At 64.5% G+C, this 15,969-nt stretch carries 15 protein-coding genes; 8 read left to right on the top strand and 7 right to left on the bottom strand.

Annotated features, from left to right (window positions below):
- A partial coding sequence (locus Q8P38_12390; protein ID MDP4015398.1) for a hypothetical protein occupies positions 1 to 274 on the top strand: 274 nt, incomplete at its 5' end.
- A 46-nt stretch (positions 275 to 320) separates the two neighbouring features.
- Here Q8P38_12390 and Q8P38_12395 read toward each other — a convergent pair.
- Positions 321 to 1,172, bottom strand: coding sequence for a YwiC-like family protein (locus tag Q8P38_12395; protein ID MDP4015399.1), 852 nt, complete (start codon positions 1,170 to 1,172; stop codon positions 321 to 323).
- A gap of 209 nt (positions 1,173 to 1,381) precedes the next feature.
- On the opposite strand from Q8P38_12395, the gene Q8P38_12400 reads away from it, so the two are divergent.
- The 3 genes from Q8P38_12400 (at position 1,382) to Q8P38_12410 (ending at position 5,628) form a co-directional block, all read left to right on the top strand.
- Positions 1,382 to 3,055 (top strand): ABC transporter ATP-binding protein, encoded by a 1,674-nt coding sequence (locus Q8P38_12400; GenBank protein ID MDP4015400.1) that lies wholly within the window; start codon positions 1,382 to 1,384, stop codon positions 3,053 to 3,055.
- The gene (locus Q8P38_12405) at positions 3,052 to 5,067 is read left to right on the top strand and encodes an ABC transporter ATP-binding protein (GenBank protein MDP4015401.1); all 2,016 of its coding nucleotides are present in this window, start codon (positions 3,052 to 3,054) and stop codon (positions 5,065 to 5,067) included. Before Q8P38_12400 ends, Q8P38_12405 begins: the two co-directional genes overlap by 4 nt.
- A gap of 99 nt (positions 5,068 to 5,166) precedes the next feature.
- The gene (locus tag Q8P38_12410) at positions 5,167 to 5,628 is read left to right on the top strand and encodes a helix-turn-helix domain-containing protein (GenBank protein MDP4015402.1); all 462 of its coding nucleotides are present in this window, start codon (positions 5,167 to 5,169) and stop codon (positions 5,626 to 5,628) included.
- Positions 5,629 to 5,634: 6 nt separating this feature from the next.
- Here the strand turns inward: Q8P38_12410 and Q8P38_12415 are convergent, their stop codons facing one another.
- Positions 5,635 to 5,913, bottom strand: a complete 279-nt coding sequence (locus tag Q8P38_12415; protein MDP4015403.1) for a hypothetical protein — start codon at positions 5,911 to 5,913, stop codon at positions 5,635 to 5,637.
- Between the two features lie 286 nt (positions 5,914 to 6,199).
- Between Q8P38_12415 and Q8P38_12420 the strand changes: the two genes are divergently transcribed.
- Positions 6,200 to 7,591, top strand: coding sequence for an amino acid permease (locus Q8P38_12420; protein ID MDP4015404.1), 1,392 nt, complete (start codon positions 6,200 to 6,202; stop codon positions 7,589 to 7,591).
- Entirely contained in the window at positions 7,588 to 8,214 is a 627-nt protein-coding gene (locus Q8P38_12425) for a TMEM175 family protein (protein MDP4015405.1), read from the top strand. The genes Q8P38_12420 and Q8P38_12425 overlap by 4 nt, the downstream gene beginning before the upstream one ends.
- Here the strand turns inward: Q8P38_12425 and Q8P38_12430 are convergent.
- The 3 genes from Q8P38_12430 to Q8P38_12440 are packed head-to-tail and all read right to left on the bottom strand — an operon-like array spanning position 8,199 to position 9,952.
- Positions 8,199 to 8,348 (bottom strand): hypothetical protein, encoded by a 150-nt coding sequence (locus Q8P38_12430; protein MDP4015406.1) that lies wholly within the window; start codon positions 8,346 to 8,348, stop codon positions 8,199 to 8,201. The two genes, Q8P38_12425 and Q8P38_12430, sit on opposite strands and share 16 nt — an antisense overlap.
- Before the next feature lie 15 nt (positions 8,349 to 8,363).
- A complete protein-coding gene (locus Q8P38_12435; protein MDP4015407.1) occupies positions 8,364 to 9,116 on the bottom strand; it encodes a DUF2510 domain-containing protein in 753 nt (250 codons plus the stop codon).
- Positions 9,116 to 9,952: an alpha/beta hydrolase gene (locus Q8P38_12440; protein ID MDP4015408.1), complete on the bottom strand. Its 837-nt coding sequence runs from the start codon at positions 9,950 to 9,952 to the stop codon at positions 9,116 to 9,118. Before Q8P38_12440 ends, Q8P38_12435 begins: the two co-directional genes overlap by 1 nt.
- Positions 9,953 to 10,068: 116 nt before the next feature.
- Here Q8P38_12440 and Q8P38_12445 point away from each other — a divergent pair, with 116 nt between their 5' ends.
- Both Q8P38_12445 and Q8P38_12450 read left to right on the top strand, forming a co-directional pair.
- Positions 10,069 to 11,970 (top strand): S16 family serine protease, encoded by a 1,902-nt coding sequence (locus tag Q8P38_12445; GenBank protein MDP4015409.1) that lies wholly within the window; start codon positions 10,069 to 10,071, stop codon positions 11,968 to 11,970.
- A gap of 63 nt (positions 11,971 to 12,033) precedes the next feature.
- Positions 12,034 to 13,956: a S16 family serine protease gene (locus tag Q8P38_12450; protein MDP4015410.1), complete on the top strand. Its 1,923-nt coding sequence runs from the start codon at positions 12,034 to 12,036 to the stop codon at positions 13,954 to 13,956.
- A gap of 419 nt (positions 13,957 to 14,375) precedes the next feature.
- Here Q8P38_12450 and Q8P38_12455 read toward each other — a convergent pair whose 3' ends face one another.
- Positions 14,376 to 14,792, bottom strand: a complete 417-nt coding sequence (locus Q8P38_12455; protein ID MDP4015411.1) for a PIN domain nuclease — start codon at positions 14,790 to 14,792, stop codon at positions 14,376 to 14,378.
- Entirely contained in the window at positions 14,783 to 15,004 is a 222-nt protein-coding gene (locus tag Q8P38_12460) for a ribbon-helix-helix domain-containing protein (GenBank protein MDP4015412.1), read from the bottom strand. Before Q8P38_12460 ends, Q8P38_12455 begins: the two co-directional genes overlap by 10 nt.
- Positions 15,005 to 15,969 lie beyond the last annotated feature (965 nt).

A 15,969-nucleotide genomic window follows, 5' to 3' on the forward strand; every position in this document is an offset into this window, starting at 1 on the left:
CGCCTTTCAGCAGCACCTGGCCAACGTCATCGCCGCATCCATGGGGACGGCAGCCGCCTCCAACGTCACGATCCGCATCCACGCCATCAACGGCGATGACATCGCCCGCGTCCACGTCCGCCCAAGCAGCTTCCCCGTCGAAGCCACAATCACAGTCGAGAACAATGGGCAACTCGCCAAGAAGACGGCCTTCTTCATCCGCGTCGCCAACGGCACTCGTGAACTTGCCGGCGCCGAAAGGGACAAGTACATGTCCGGCCGGTGGCGCGACTAGGCCCGCTAGCCCGCGCCCGCGCCCGCGTCCGCCGACACGCTCGCGGCTAAGTCCACAGCCCCACGCCCCACCGAGTGGCGAGGAGCCCGAACACGACAACGAGCACCGACACCCCGATCTCCACGCTGCCGATGACGGCCGGGCGCTCACCGGGCCGAAGGGCGACCGACCGCGCCAACGCCGCCCCGAACGGAACGACGAGCCAAACAGAAACCAGCGTCATGACCACGGCCGCGACACCGTGGTAAGCGACATCGGCCGTGCGCCACCGGTCGTCCCTCCGCTTGCGGATCAGCGACTTCACGTGAACGACCGATCCTGCGAAGTAGACCGCGCATACCCCGGCAGCCAGCCAAACCCGCCCAGGGACAGCGGCGAGAATCGGATCGCCAGAGGTAACCATCCAGAACAGCGGCACCGCGATGACGGCTTCAGCTACGAGTACGAGGTCGTTGCCCAGGCTCCGCTCCATCCCGAGCCACGCCAGGCGGACGTTCACCGCCCACAGCCCAGCCATCAGAACGAGAACGCCGATCAGCCACGGCTCGATAGCCACGAGGGGCAGCCCGCAGATAGCGATCGGCACCGCCCAGCCAGCTGCCACACGAGACTCGCGCTTCGCAAGGGACGACGGATAGCCCGCGAGGAGCGACTTGCGGCGCCGCAGCCACGCGCGAACTGCCCGCCCGGCGAAGTAGCCGCACGGGTAGGCCGCCACCCACGCGATGGCGAACAAGCCCCCCCGCGCGCTGAAGCCAGCCAGGCCAAAGCCCATGACCAGCGGGACCGCCAGGAATGCCCACGCGCCGTGCTGCGGCGGAATCCACTGCTTGGCGCGGCGTGCGAGTCTGTGACGCTCATGCTCGATGCGATCCACTGCACCCTCAATCCCGGTCATGATCTGCTGCTCTGGCTATTGCTGCAACCCCCGGCTGACGCGCAGCCCCGGCCAATTATCGTGGCTATCGTGCCAGCGCTCGAACCACCGTGCTTCACTCACGGGGTCAAGACAACCCCGCACCTCCTCTCCACGGATCTGGAGTGCACCCGGTGATACCCCTACTCCGCGCATTCCTTGGTCGGCACCGGCGGACCCTGATAGCGATCGTGACACTGCTGCTGATCCAAGCCGTCGCGAACCTCTATCTGCCGAACCTCAACGCGGACATCATCAACGACGGCGTTCTGAAAGGGAACGCCAGCTACATACTGCGAGTCGGCGCGATCATGCTCGCGGTGACCTTAGTGCTTGGCGTCGTCTCAGTCATCGCCATCTACTTCAGCGCGCGCACAGCGATGGCGTTCGGCCGGGATGTCAGACGGGCGCTGTTCGTCAAGGTCGGAACCTTCTCGCTGAACGAGTTGAACGAGTTCGGCGCACCGACTCTGATCACACGCAACACCAACGATGTCCAGCAGGTGCAGATGCTGGTCCTTACTGGGCTCACGATGATGATCTCCGCTCCGCTGACGGCTATCGGCGGGGTGTTCATGGCGATGCGCGAGAACTTCCGGCTCTCGGCCCTGCTCATCGTGATCATCCCGCTGATGGCGCTGCTGATCGGCTTCATGCTGTCCAAGGCCGTCCCGCTGTTTCGCTCGATGCAGGTCAAAATCGACCAGGTCAACAGCGTGCTGCGCGAGAACCTGGTCGGCATCCGCGTCATCCGGGCATTCGTGCGCACGAGGCATGAGGAAGAGCGGTTCGCCGCCGCGAATGACGACCTGACGGACACCGCGCTGCGAGTCACTCGGCTGTTCGCCTTCATGCTCCCGTCAATGTTGTTGATCTTCAACCTCTCATCGGTGGCCATCATCTGGTTCGGCGGCCACCTCGTCGACTCCGGCGAGATGCCGATCGGGAATCTCACCGCGTTCCTCGCCTATGTCATGCAGATCCTGTTCTCGGTGATGATGGCCGTGGTTGTGCTGGTCATGCTCCCGAGGGCCAGCGCATCGGCCGACAGGATCCAAGCAATCCTGCGAACATCCCCAACCATCAGGGATCCGGCCAACCCCCGGATGGGCCTGAAGCTGACCGGACACGTGGAGTTCCGCGACGTGGAATTCCGCTACCCGAGCGCCGAGGACCCGGTGCTGCGCGGAGTCTCGCTCACTCTCAGACCCGGCCAGACCACAGCGATCGTCGGCGGCACGGGTTCGGGCAAGAGCACGCTGACGAACCTCATCCCCCGGCTCAACGACGTCAGCTCAGGAGCGGTTCTCGTCGACGGGGTGGATGTGCGCGAATGGCCGATGCACGCGCTTCGGGCGGGAATCGGGCTCGTGCCGCAGAAGGCCTTCTTGTTCAGCGGGACGGTGGCCAGCAACGTCCGATTCGGTCGCCCGGAGGCATCGGACGACGAAGTCTGGCAAGCGCTGCGGACCGCGCAGGCGAGTGGATTCGTGTCCGAGATGGCCGAAGGTCTGGGCAGCCCCATCGACCAGGGCGGAGCCAACCTGTCCGGCGGACAGCGCCAGCGCCTGGCCATCGCCAGAGCGATAGTCCGGCGCCCCCGGATCTACATCTTCGACGACAGTTTCTCCGCGCTGGACTACGCCACTGACGGGCGTCTCCGGGCGGCACTGGCGCGCCAGACGGCGGATGCGTCAGTGCTAGTAGTCGCCCAGAGAGTCAGCACGATCATGGGCGCCGACCAGATTGTCGTCCTGGATCAGGGCGTTGTCGTCGGCGTCGGCACCCATTCGCAACTCATGGAGTCATGCGAGACCTACCGCGAGATCGTGTTCTCTCAGCTGTCGGAAGCGGAGGTCGCGTGAGCGCCAGGACGACCGACGACTCGTCGGGTCCTGACCTCGGCCAACGCCCCGCGCTCGGCCAACGCCCGGGCGGGCCATTCGCACAGGGGCCGGGCAGCCTGGGCATGACCCTGCCCGGCAGCAAGGCTCGCGACTTCCGCCGGTCCGCGGTCCGCGTGCTCGCACGGCTGCGACGTGAGTCGGCGGTCATCGCTGTGGTCATGTTCCTGGCTGTGGCGAGCGTTTTCTTCGCGGTGCTTGGTCCGATGCTGCTCGGCAGGGCGACGAACATCATCTTCGCCGGCGTCCTGGGAGCGCGGCTTCCACCCGGCGTCTCCCAGCAGCAGGCCATCGACGATCTCGTGGCCCGCGGGCAGGCGGGCCAGGCGGACATGTTGGCGAGCATGTCCCTGACTCAGGGAGTCGACTTCACGGCGCTGGCCCGAGTCGTCGCGCTCGTGATCGTGATCTACTTCCTCAGTTCCGTCTTCGGCTGGGCTCAGAACTTCCTCATGGCCGGTGTCACTCAACGCACAATGTTCAGGCTCCGCGAAGATGTCGACCTCCAGCTCGGCCGCCTGCCACTGAAGTACTTCGACAGCCACGCGCGCGGCGATCTGCTCAGCCGCGTCACGAACGACATTGACAACTTGACCATGACCCTGCAACAGACGCTCACGCAGATGATCACATCGGTGTTCACGGTTATCGGCGTCCTGGCGATGATGGTCTGGATCAGCCCGCTGCTGGCGATCATCTCCCTGCTGACCGTGCCTTTGTCGTTCGTGATCACGATGGCCATAGCCAAGCGGTCCCAGCGCCAATTCGTCGCGCAGTGGGATTGGACCGGGCGCCTCAACGGCATCGTGGAGGAGACACACACGGGGCACGAACTGGTCTCGGTATTCGGTCACCGCCAGCAGGCCGCCGCTGACTTCGACCTCGCGAACGACCATATGTACGAGTCAAGCTTCCGTGCGCAGTTCATCTCCGGAATCATCCAACCGGCGATGCTGTTCGTCGCCAACCTCAACTACGCGGCCATCGCCGTGATCGGCGGTATACGCGTCGCCAGCGGCACAATGTCTCTCGGTGACGTCCAGGCGTTCATCCAGTACTCGCGGCAGTTCACGATGCCGATCACGCAGATCGCCGGCATCACGAACGTCATCCAGTCTGGGATCGCATCGGCTGAGCGGGTGTTCGAGCTGCTGGATGAGGAAGCCGAGACCCCCGACGCGGTTGAGCCGACCAGGCTCGCCAAGACCTGGGGCCGGATCGAACTTGAGCGGGTTTCGTTCAGCTACTCCGCGGACCAGCCGCTGATGGACGACTTGAGTTTGAGCGTGAAGCCCGGCGAAACCGTGGCCATAGTCGGGCCGACTGGAGCGGGCAAGACCACGCTGGTGAACCTGCTGATGCGCTTCTACGACATCGATTCCGGGCGCATTCGTATCGACGGCGTTGACATCCTCGACCTGACGCGGGACGACTTGCGCCGGTGTTTCGGCATGGTGCTTCAAGACACCTGGCTGTTCGGGGGGACCATCGGCGAGAACATCGCCTACGGCGCCGACTCCGCCACGACCAGCGAGATCGCGGCGGCAGCGCGAGCGGCTCACGCGGACCACTTCGTCAGGACTCTCCCCGACGGCTACGACACACGCCTGGACGACAACGCCGCGAGTATCTCGGAGGGCGAGAAGCAGTTGCTCACGATCGCGCGGGCCTTCCTCGTCGACCCGCCAATACTGATCCTGGACGAGGCGACCAGCTCGGTCGACACGCGCACCGAGGTACTGATCCAGCGGGCGATGTCCGAACTGCGACAAGGCCGGACCAGCTTCGTGATAGCGCATCGCCTGTCCACAATCCGGGACGCCGACACCATCCTGGTGATGAACGACGGCCGCATCGTCGAGCAGGGTTCGCACGACGAGCTGCTGGATCGTCAGGGCTTCTACTACGACCTCTACCAGAGCCAGTTCCTGGCCAGCTTCGACGAGGTCGCCGACGACGACCGGCGCGTGTAGCGGGCAAAGCCAGAACTCGACTGCCGAGCTTCCGGTATCCTGTTGCATTCGCTTCGGATATTTCGGATACTTCGAATACGGGACTGGGAGGCACAGACAATGACGACGCGGTTCAAGGACTCCAACGAGCCCGACCAGACCGACATCAGGGCTGCCCACGAAGCGCTTCCGCACATCAAGGCCTTTCTCGCGCGGAATCCGACCGGGGATGCGGTCAAGTTGATCGTCGCGGAGAGCGGCGGCAAGGAGGAACTGGTTGTGCCCCGCGCCGCGGTCGAGATGCTGGCGCGGATCCTGGCGTTGATGGGTGCGGGCAAGGGAGTGTCCATCGTCCCCTCGCACGCGGAGCTTACGACGCAACAGGCCGCTGATGTGCTGAACGTCTCCAGACCCTTCCTCATCGGTCTTCTGACTGCCGACGAGATTGAGTACCGAATGGTCGGAACTCATCGCCGGGTGAAGATGTCTTCCCTGATGGACTACCTGCGATCCGACAGCGAGAAGCGCCGCAACGCGGCCGATGAGCTGACTTCGCTCGCGCAAGAACTCGGCCTGGATTGAGGCATGTCATTCGTAGTGGTGTACGACGCGAACGTTCTCTACCCCAATGCTCTGCGCGACCTTCTGATCCGGGTCGCACAGGCTGGCCTCGTGCAAGCTAGGTGATCGGACCAGATCCTCGATGAGACATTCGCGGCGCTTCGTTCGAACCGCCCTGACGTGCCAGAGCCCAAGTGGCATCGGCTTCGTGAACTGATGAGCCGCGCGATCCGTGACGGTCTGGTCGTCGGCTACGAGTCGCTGATCGACGCCGTTCAGGGACTCCCTGATCCCGATGACCGCCACGTTGTGGCGGCAGACTCACGCACACCCCAACTCACACCTAGCCATCCCCGTGACCGCAGGCCCCCTGGCGTTAGCGGCCGTTCCCGACAAACGCGCCCTTTTGGGTACAGACGCGCCCGTTCCAACGAGTGTTTCTTTGCGTAACGGTCGCGTTTGTCATTAGCGGCCGCTTCTGCGATGGGGGGAGGGGTCAGCAGGTCGGACCTCGCTCGGCCGCATCGCCCGAACTTGCCCACTTGGTCCAATGCGGATCGCTAGCCTCTACTCCAACTGGATGGAGGCGGGCATGCCCGAGACGACGAAGGCCCCGGAGAAGGTCAGCGAGGGGCACAAGCTAGGACTGCCCCAGGCTATTGCCCTGATCATGGGGGGCATCATCGGCACAGGCATCTTCGGACTGCCCGCTCAGGTCGCGCAATTCGGGATGATGGCGATAGTCACCTTGGTGATCGTCACGATCGGCGCCATGGCGTTAGCGCTCACTTTCGGGTCTCTGGTCAAGCGGATACCTGCTGCTGGAGGTCCATACGCTTACGCGAGGTACTACTTCGGGGACGCGGCAGGCTTCTCTGCCGCTTGGCCGTACTGGATCACCGCCTGGGCTGGCAACGCCGGAATCGTCGTCGTGTGGGTTATCTACGTCCAGGCGCTGTTCGGCCTCGATCCGAACGACAAGTTCCTCGCGATCCTCATCGCCATGGCTGGCCTGTGGATCCCAGCGTTGGTGAACCTCTCTGGCCTGAAACACATGGGCTCCTTCCAGCTCGTCACGACGATCCTGAAGTTCATCCCGATCGTGTTCATCGCGACGGTCGGGCTGGTAATCGCCCTGACCCGTCGCAACTTCCCGGAATTCAACCCAAGCGGTGGGAGCTGGTTCGATGCGATGTCGCTATCGGCGGCTATCGTGCTCTTCTCCTACTTGGGCGTTGAGCTCGCCTCTGTGGCGGCAGCCAAGATCAAGAATCCCGACAGGAACGTGCCGATCGCCACGGTGCTCGGAACCGCGGCGTGCGGGGTTGCCTACATCCTGTCCCTGGTCGCCATCTTCGGGATCGTTCCCAATGACGTCCTGACCAGCACTGCGGGTGAGGCGTCCTTCTCGGTCGCGTTCACAGACATCTTCGGCGGCGAATGGGCAGGCAAGATGATGTCAGCGTTCGCCGTGATATCCGGAATCGGCGCATTGAACGCCTGGACAATGATCTGCGCCGAGATGCCGCAGGCCGCGGCTGACGATGAGCTGTTCCCCAGAATCTTCGCGAAGGTGAGCAAGGCTGGAGTGCCCATCTGGGGAATTGTGATCTCAACAATTCTCGCGTCGGTCTTCACGATCTTCGCGTACGCCACCCAAGCGGGCATCGAGGTCCTCAACACGCTCGTGCTGCTGACCGGAGTAACCGCCGCGATCCCGTACTTCTTCTCGGCGAACGCGCAGCTCTACTACCTGCTGACGCAGGGCAAGGCGGCCAACCCCAAGACCTTCAGCAGGGACATGGTCATCGCCATAGCAGCCCTGCTCTTCTCATTCTGGTTCGTCTATGGCTCGGGACCGCAGGCCACCTTCTGGGCCTACCTGCTGATCCTGGCGAGCTACGTCCTGCTGATCGTGATCTACGCCAGGCGACGCAAGGCCGGTGAGATCATCCAAGGGGACCAGTCTCAGAACCCATCATGACAGCCAGGCATCACACGCAACGGGGGTTCGACCGCCTCGTCAACTTCAGCGACGCCGTCGTAGCTATCGCGATAACGCTGTTGGTGCTCCCCCTGACTGATCTTGAGGTCGGCGACCAGAAGCTCGGCGCATGGGACCTGCTAGTCCAAAACTCGCACGCGTTCACGTCGTTCCTGATCACGTTCGTGCTAGTGGCGGCCTACTGGCTAATTCATCACCGAATCTTCGAGTACCTCCGGGACTACGACGGGGCGATCATCCGACTGAACCTGCTCTGGCTGCTGTTCATTGTGCTGCTGCCCTTCCTGTCCTACTTGATGCAAGAAAGTGGACTCGCCGACGGGACCGGGGCTTTGTACTTCGGAGACATCGCGGCGCTGTCCATCTTGTTGGGCCTCATCGGTCACCATGCGTCCAGGCACCCCGAGCTGATGGAGCCCGAAGCTGACAAGGGCGATCTGGGTGGGCCCAGGGGATGGGTGCTCGGTGGCTACTCGATATTCCTGGCTGTGCTCTCCGTAAGCGCCCCGACAGTGGCGGGCTGGGGCGCGTTCGGACTTCTCTTCCTGAGCTGGGCCATGCGCGGCCGGTCTCGACGTCCGGAGACTCAGCCTTCCGACTGATCCGCGCTGGAATCGGCGGCGGCGCGAACGCGGCCCTCGGTCGCGATCGACCAACCCAGCCAGACGGCGAGCCCGGCGATCAGAACTGCACCGACGACTTCCACCGCCCAGACGAACGTGTATAGCGGGCTCACGTCACAACCGTACTGTCACCGGTTGTGCGTGTCCTGCGTCCACGTGAAACCGTTCCACCAGCGGAGCTGGCCGGGAACATTCGGGTCGGCGTACCACCCTGGAAGCGCAGCCATGGGCGTCTGGGCCGTCGTCGATCCCAGGTCTGCCGCTGAGGTGATCTGTGCGCCGCCTGGCGTCGTAAGGCCTGGGGGAGGAGAACCCTTCTTGTCCTTGGACAGCACTCTCACCAGCAGCCAGATGGCACCGATCGCCGCGACGAGGAAACCGAGCCCGGCGGCGAAGAACGGGGGCAGGGCTCCGGGGAAGACAGAAGTGACTGACGGACTCAAGATCATCTCCGCCGAGTCCCCAGCCACATCGACCTCGAACTCGCCAGCTTCAACTACTTCGAATGACAGGATCCCCACGTACTCCTTGTTGCCGATCGTGAGGGTCTGCGTGAACGCGCCGCATGAATCGCAGACCGTCCTGACAGGCCCAGCGGGCCCCGTGACCGTCACGTCCGACCAATCCACGCTCGATCGCGCGGACGACCCTGACGACCCCGACGACGAGTCGAATCCACTCGCCCGACCGACGTACTCGTACACGCTCCACGTGCCTGGCGATAGCGACGCACTTGCCGAACCCGGGGCAGTCCATGACGCGGACGGCTCGAGCATCGCCGAGATCTTCCCGACCGCGCCGCTGACGCCGAAGACGAGGCTCACCACCAGGATGATCAGCCCCACCAGGAGCAGGACCAAAGGCCCGAGGATCCTTCTCATCAGATCTCCGTTCGTTGAATGTGAGCAAGAACCGCTTGCGCCAGGAGCTCAGGAGCCGTCTCGGGCACCCAGTGGCCAACGCCCGGCAAGATCGTGAATAGGTACTTGCCAGTGACGAACTCCGCCGTCTTCTCAGTGGCGGCGCGCCCGAACGACGGATCCTGGTCTCCCCACACGAACAGAGTCGGCGCCAAGATCTCGCCCACCTTCATCGATGGGATGAGTATCTCGCGCGGCAAGACCCGATACCAGTTCAGCGCCGCCGACAACGCGCCGGGGGACTCCATGCGCTGCGAATAGTGATGCGCCTGATGCGTCGGCAGGCCACTGGTCACTGCCTGCCAAGCGGGACCACCGGGACTGAACAGGAACTCGCTCACCCGGGGTATCTGGAACAGGCCCATGTACCAGGACTTGAAGGCTTGAGTGCTGCTCAGCATGACCGACCGCATCGCGGCTGGGTGAGGAGTCGACACCGAGGTCAGTGTCAGCACGCGGTCCGGCCATTCCGACGCGACTGCCCAAGCCACAGCTCCACCCCAGTTGTGCCCCACTACGTGAGCCTTCTCCACCTTGGCGGCATCGAGCAGGGCGATCACGTCCTCCGCCGTTTCGCGCGTTCGGTAGCTAGCCACGGAGCTCGGGCGCGCTCTTGGGGAGTACCCACGCTGGTTCGGGGCTAGTGTCCTGAAGCCGACTTCGTGCAGCTGCGGGACGACCGCGTCCCATGCCGTGGAGTCCTGCGGGAAGCCGTGTAGCAGAACGACAGGTATCCCGTCCTGCGGACCCTCGTCCCGCACGTCGAACACCAACCCGCCCCGAGCGAACGTCCGCATGACTCAACACTAGAGCGTCCGGTCATCACGTCCTCGCATCGAGCCCGAGCCAAGCGCGGAGGCGAGGATTCGCGACCGATCAGCGTGGCGGGGTGTCGGGGTGACAAACTCGGTGCGTGAACAGGACGGCACAGCAACACCCGCGCATTCGCCGCAGTCCATCGTCCCGGACTCGCCGCAATTCGAGGCTCGTCGCCCTCGCGCTCGTCGCGGCGATGGGCCTCGCGACCGCTTGCGGGACCGCTGCTGTGGGAACCCGCAGCACCACGGTGCGAGCCCTCTGGTACGGGCAACAGCCCGATGGCAGCTACGCCCATGGTGTTACCCCAGTGGAGATCTCCGACGAGTTCACCACCGGCGGCTCTGATTTCAGCGTTGACCTGACCGGCTTGGAATCCGCGGGCACCGGCGACTACTGGAACGCCGCGGCTTGGTCGGCCGCGACGCTTGGCGCCCTGGCGTCAGACGTCGATCCTCGCGGCTGGTCGGTGAGCTTCAACACCAGCGAGAAGATCGATGGCCCGTCCGCCGGCGGTCTGATGACGCTGGCCGTCACAGCGGATTTGGCACAGGTCTCGGTACCGGAAGACGTTTCGATGACCGGCACGATCATGCCCGGGGGCGGGCTCGGCCAGGTGAGCGGCATCCCGGAGAAGATCCGGGCCGCCGCGGAAGCACGGATCACCAAAGTCTTCATCCCGATGGGTCAGCGGATGAGCCTGGACCCAGTCTCAGGCGAGAACATCGACGTAGTTGACGAGGGCCGTTCGCTCGGGGTTGAAGTCAAGGAGGTCGCGTCGGTTTGGGACGCCTACAGACAACTCATCGGAAACGTGGACCCTGGAGCGAAAGCGGATCCCGAACCCATAGACCAGGACCTTGCCAAGCTGCTTGGTTCCACAACAAAGTCTGTGAGCGCACGCCTGTCCAAACTCAAGATCGCGCACGCTCCGACCACGGGAACCAGAGCCAGGCGCGAAGCGGTCGTCAACGCCGTCGCTCGCGGCCGCCGGTCAGCGGCAAAGGCTCTGTCGAAAGGCAAGCCGATCCCTGCCTTCGCGGACGCCGCTCTGGCCGAGCACACGGCCAGGACCTGGAACGCGACTGCGGCAGCGATACCCGTCGCGGAGGACGACCCGCGACGCGAGGTGACCGAGTTGACCCAGTGGGCCAATGCCCTTGAATCCCAAGCCGAAGCGGCGCTGCGAAAGGCTTCTCTGACGCCCCCGGAGTTCCTTGAGCAGCTCACGACTCTTCCGGACGCGCTCACTTGGGCCGACGGGGCAATCATCACGATTCACACCGTCAAGTCGGTCCTGACGGGCCAGGACGTTGACGCCGCGACACTGGTCAATGCCGCCGCCGAGCTAGCACAGGCCCAGTACGACTTGGACGTGTTCTCACCGACTTGGATTCAGGCGGCCATGTTGACGGGGCACACACCGATACCCAATTCCAGCGACGCGACAGGCTTCCTCAACTCCTACGCTGACCTACTCGCGCAAGCTTCCCAGGCCAACATGTCCTACTACAAGCAGACCGCAGAGGCGCTGAAGATGTCGGCTATCCCGTACGACGTGGATTGGGTGACAGCCGCAGCCGGACGCTGGGACGCGGTACGCCAGGCCGAATCCTGGCCCCAGGTGGCCATCAAGCTCGCGACGGCCATTTCGTCGATGGTCTACAGCGCGGATCTGGTTGGAAGCCTCGGCGCTGTGGTGGATGACAGCGGAATGATCAACGCCGAAGGGCTCGTCCAGATTCGTGACCTGGTGGCACTCGACTCGCAGTCGACGCTCGCGCGCGACGAGGGTGTCCGCCTGGTGCGCGGGCTGGCCGGGGCGAAGCTGGATCCAAGCTACGCGCGCTGGAATAACGAGTATGGCTACGCCGTCTTCCACCTGCCGGACTCGGCGAGTATCACAGATCAGGAGCGACGCGAAGGCCTCGCCTACCAGTGGTACGCCAACCTCAACGCCCAGTTGCTCAGCGCCCTGAATAGGTCGTTCCAGAAGTAGCGGCCGCTCACGACCATCCGCGACTGGGTAGAAGGCCGGGCGCGTAGGTGGCAGACTCAACGCGTGAAGTGGACCGGACGCAAGCGCCACCTCAAGTCTCGCCGCGGGCGTCCGGGCCAGAAGCGCGCGACGGCCGGATTCGCGGCTCTCGCCCTGGCGGCGTCGCTCGGACTTGCGACCGCATGCGGTCCCTTTGGTTCCGGTCCCGATGAGATCGACGAAGTCACGGTGCGAGCCCTTTGGTTCGGCCTGCAGTCCCATGGAGGCTACGAGCACGGGGTAACCCGCGTTGTAGTCACCGGCTTCCACACGCCGGGCAGCTCCGAGTTCAAGGTCGACCTCAGCGAGTTCGAAGCCGCCGGAACCGTGGAGTTCTTGAAATCCTCCGCGTGGACTGCCGCGACCCTGGCGGCCTTGGCGTCTGCGATCGATCCTCGCGGCTGGTCGATCAAGTTCCACACGGACGAGAGAATCGAAGGACCTTCCGCTGGGGGCCTGCTCACTCTGGCCTCAAGCGCGGCGTTCGCCAACACATCAGTACCTGACAACGTCTCGATGACCGGCGCGATCCTGCCAGGGGGTGGGCTCGGCCATGTGGGCGGCATCCCGGAGAAGATCCGCGCCGCAGCCGAAGCCGGGATAACAACAGTTCTGATCCCCGTAGGTCAGCGAACCAGCATGGATCCCGTGACGGGCGGAAGCATTGACGTGATCAAAGAGGGCCGATCCCTTGGTGTGGATGTCCGCGAGGCGAGGTCTGTGTGGGACGCGTACGGGCAGCTCGTCGGGAAATTTGGCGATTGGCCGGCTAAGGAGCCGGGGCCCATGGACCCGGACCTCGCCAAGCTTCTCAGGTCTCGCACCAAGTCGGCGCTAGACCGTCTGTCAGCACTCAAGATCGCTCCAGCTCCGACCGACGCGACCAAGGCCAGGCGTCGGAACCTTGTCTCGGCCGTCGAGCGCGATCGGCGATCCGCGTCCAGGAACCTGGCGGCCGGGAAACTGACGGAAGCTGCCGCGGACGCGACAGTGGCGGAGCGCTCGGTCTTAACCTGGAACGCCACGGCCGCGGCGATACCTGGGGCTCACTCCGAGCCGGGGCGCCAGTTCACGGACACCATGGACTTGGCGGACTCCCTGGAGTCACAGGCCGAATCAGCCCTGGAAGAAGCTTCCCAAACGCCCGCGCGATTCATGGAGCAGCTCACCACGATCCCCGACGCCCTGACCCTGGCCAATGACGCCATCACCTCAGTTCGCGCGATCCAAGGGAACCTGTCCAAGGGACAGGACCCGGTTGTCAAGGCAGCGACACTGGTCAACGCGGCCGCTGAGCTGGAACAGGTCCGGTTCGACCTTGAGGTGAACCTGCCCACTTGGCTGCGCGCGGCAGTGGTCACGGGCCATGCGCCGATCCCCAACCGGCGCGACGCGCGCGAGTTCCTCAACTCATACGCGGATTTCCTCGCTCAAGCGGCCCTAGCCAACTTGGCCTACTACGAGCAGACAGCCAAATCGTCCAACAGCCCGGCGATTCCGTTCGACGAAGCGTGGACGAAGGTCGAACTCCAGCGCTGGTCTGAAGTAAAGGATGCGACTTCCTGGCCCCAAGTGTCCATCAAGCTCGCCACCGCCATTTCGGCTCTGAGTGCTGGCGCCGACCTCGTCGCCAGCACTGGCACTGTCGTCGACGACAGCGGCACGATCAACGCTGAGGGGCTCATTGAGATTCGTGACATAGCGACACTCAAGCATCAATCAGATCTGGCTCTCGCCGAGGGTGCTGACCAATCCCGCTGGCTCGCCGGAGCGGACTTGGATCCGAGCTACTCGCGGATGACCAACGAATACGGCCACGCGGTATTCACCCTGCCTACCGAAGCGAACATCGCCGATCAAGAGCGACGCCGTGGCCTCGTGTACCAATGGTACGGAAACATCAACGCGCAGCTCCTGCTCGCGCTGAGCGAGTCGTTCAAGAAGTAGCGGCGACTGCCGACCTGGGCGGAGCGTAGCTTGGCGGGCGCGGAGGCGAGCCAGCGCGGGACTCATCTGTCCGTTTTGTCGGGTTCCTGTGCAGCGATCGACCCGGAATGGTCGCTAAGAACGGGAACGCCGGGCCGGTAGCAACCATAACGGGCAGATTGGCGAGGCGTGCCGGTTCGGGCACGGCGAACCAGTCCAGTTACGACACCCCGCCCGACTCCGAAGGACCACGTAACCCAGCGACCTCCGGCGCCTGGCCACCAGCCATCCCCAGGGGGTAGCGGAACTTCGCGAACCGTCACCCACGCCAGCGCCGACAAGGCCACGGCGACACTCCGTCGGCCGTCCACAGCCGGGACACTCCCGGACATTGAGGATCCCGAGGTCGCCGGACGGGAATGACGCTCGACCGTGGAGCCTCAGTCCTTGGCATCCAACCGTTCGACCCGTTGGCCGGTCAGGGACGCGATGAGGTCGAAGTCCTTGTCCACGTGCAGGACGGTGAGGCTGTTGAGCTCGGCCGTCGCCGCCACGACGAGATCGGGGATCGACGGGGCGCGATGCTGTCCACGGTCGGCCAGAAGTGACTGGACCTCGAAAGCTCGGTCCTCAATCGCCGGGGTCAGATACTCCACCGTCAGGTTGGCCAGTGGTGGCGACCGGAACTCACTGCGCAGGATGAGCCCGGATCGCGCCGAGAATCCGACCTCGAGTCGGGTCAGTGCGCACATATGCACTAGGCCGCGTTCGATCCTGGTCGCCCACTCATCCGCCCGCGCGCTGCGGGCGAGACGGACCAGCGCTGACTTGTCAATGAGCCACTCAATCAAGACCATGCCTGCCTCGACGTGGACGGATCCGCTAGGTCCTCGAACGTCGATGAGAACCGCTCCAGGTCTGCCGCAACCACCGAGGACGTAGATCGGTCGACCCATTGGGCCAGGCCCCGGCGAACTAGCTCGCTGCGGGAAAGTCCAAGCCGAGCAGCTCGGGCATCGATCGCAGACAGCACACGTTCCGGAACGGTCCGGATCAGCACGTCGGACATGACACGCCTCCAGTAGGTGATATCCAAGGATATCACCTACCACGGCGGCGCCCCACGCACCAGCCGCGAGGTCAGGGCGTGTGTCCCGGGGGGTCGGGACCAGTCCCCCACTTCGTGGGGGGACCCCCCGCGGAGTGGGGGAGGGGACCCCCAGCGTGAGGCTTGCAGCTGCGGGGACGACCTGCGGGGGGCACCCGGCATGGCTCGAGTCCGGAAGGCTTCAGTCCACTGGCGTCGGCATGCGCTTCGACGAGATGCGACCGACGCCATCGGCGCTGTGTCCCAGATGTACAGGAAGACCAGGGCACCGAGGTATGGCAAGACGATAGCCACCATTCCCGTACCAGACCCGGTGCCGTCGGCAGTATGCGGCACTATGACAGATCGCGCACCCGAAGCCCAAGGCGAGAATCGTGACCGTCAAGCCCCTTTCCGCTTGGGCGCCTCATCCTTGTTCTGCCCAGAGAAGCGCCTGAAGTCGATGCTGCCAGGGCTGCCGCCGGCGTATCCATGGGTTTGGGAGTCAGCGGACTTGGGCAGGAGCGGGGGCAGGAGCGGGGGCGGGGGCGGAAGCGAGCCAGCGCGGGACTCATCTGTCCGTTTTGTCAGGTTCCTGGGCAGCGATCTGCCCGCTCTGGGGGTACCCCCAAACGGGCAGATTGGCGAGGCGTGCCGGTTCGGGCAGGGCGAACCAGTCCCGTTACGACACCCCACGCCACGTCACGCGTTAACCGCCGCCAGTAGTCCCCCTCCCCAGCCGCGAGGTCAGGGCGTGTGCCCCGGGGGTCGGGACCAGTCCCCCACTTCGTTGGGGGTCCCCTCCCCCACTCCGTGGGGGGTCCCCCCGCGGAGTGGGGGAGGGGACCCCCAACGGAGTGGGGGAGGGGACCCCCAGCGTGAGGCTTGAAGCCGCAGGGTCGACCCCCGGGGCACACGGCATGGCTGGAGTCCGGCAGGCTTCAGTC

It is taken from the genome of Candidatus Nanopelagicales bacterium, from assembly GCA_030700225.1.
Lineage (GTDB): Bacteria > Actinomycetota > Actinomycetes > S36-B12.

Coding starts and splice junctions, on each gene's coding strand:
- Q8P38_12395 (MDP4015399.1), bottom strand. CDS start 1,172: ATGACCGGGATTGAGGGTGCAGTGGATCGCATCGAGCATGAGCGTCAC.
- Q8P38_12410 (MDP4015402.1), top strand. CDS start 5,167: ATGACGACGCGGTTCAAGGACTCCAACGAGCCCGACCAGACCGACATC.
- Q8P38_12420 (MDP4015404.1), top strand. CDS start 6,200: ATGCCCGAGACGACGAAGGCCCCGGAGAAGGTCAGCGAGGGGCACAAG.
- Q8P38_12425 (MDP4015405.1), top strand. CDS start 7,588: ATGACAGCCAGGCATCACACGCAACGGGGGTTCGACCGCCTCGTCAAC.
- Q8P38_12435 (MDP4015407.1), bottom strand. CDS start 9,116: ATGAGAAGGATCCTCGGGCCTTTGGTCCTGCTCCTGGTGGGGCTGATC.
- Q8P38_12440 (MDP4015408.1), bottom strand. CDS start 9,952: ATGCGGACGTTCGCTCGGGGCGGGTTGGTGTTCGACGTGCGGGACGAG.
- Q8P38_12455 (MDP4015411.1), bottom strand. CDS start 14,792: ATGGTCTTGATTGAGTGGCTCATTGACAAGTCAGCGCTGGTCCGTCTC.
- Q8P38_12460 (MDP4015412.1), bottom strand. CDS start 15,004: ATGTCCGACGTGCTGATCCGGACCGTTCCGGAACGTGTGCTGTCTGCG.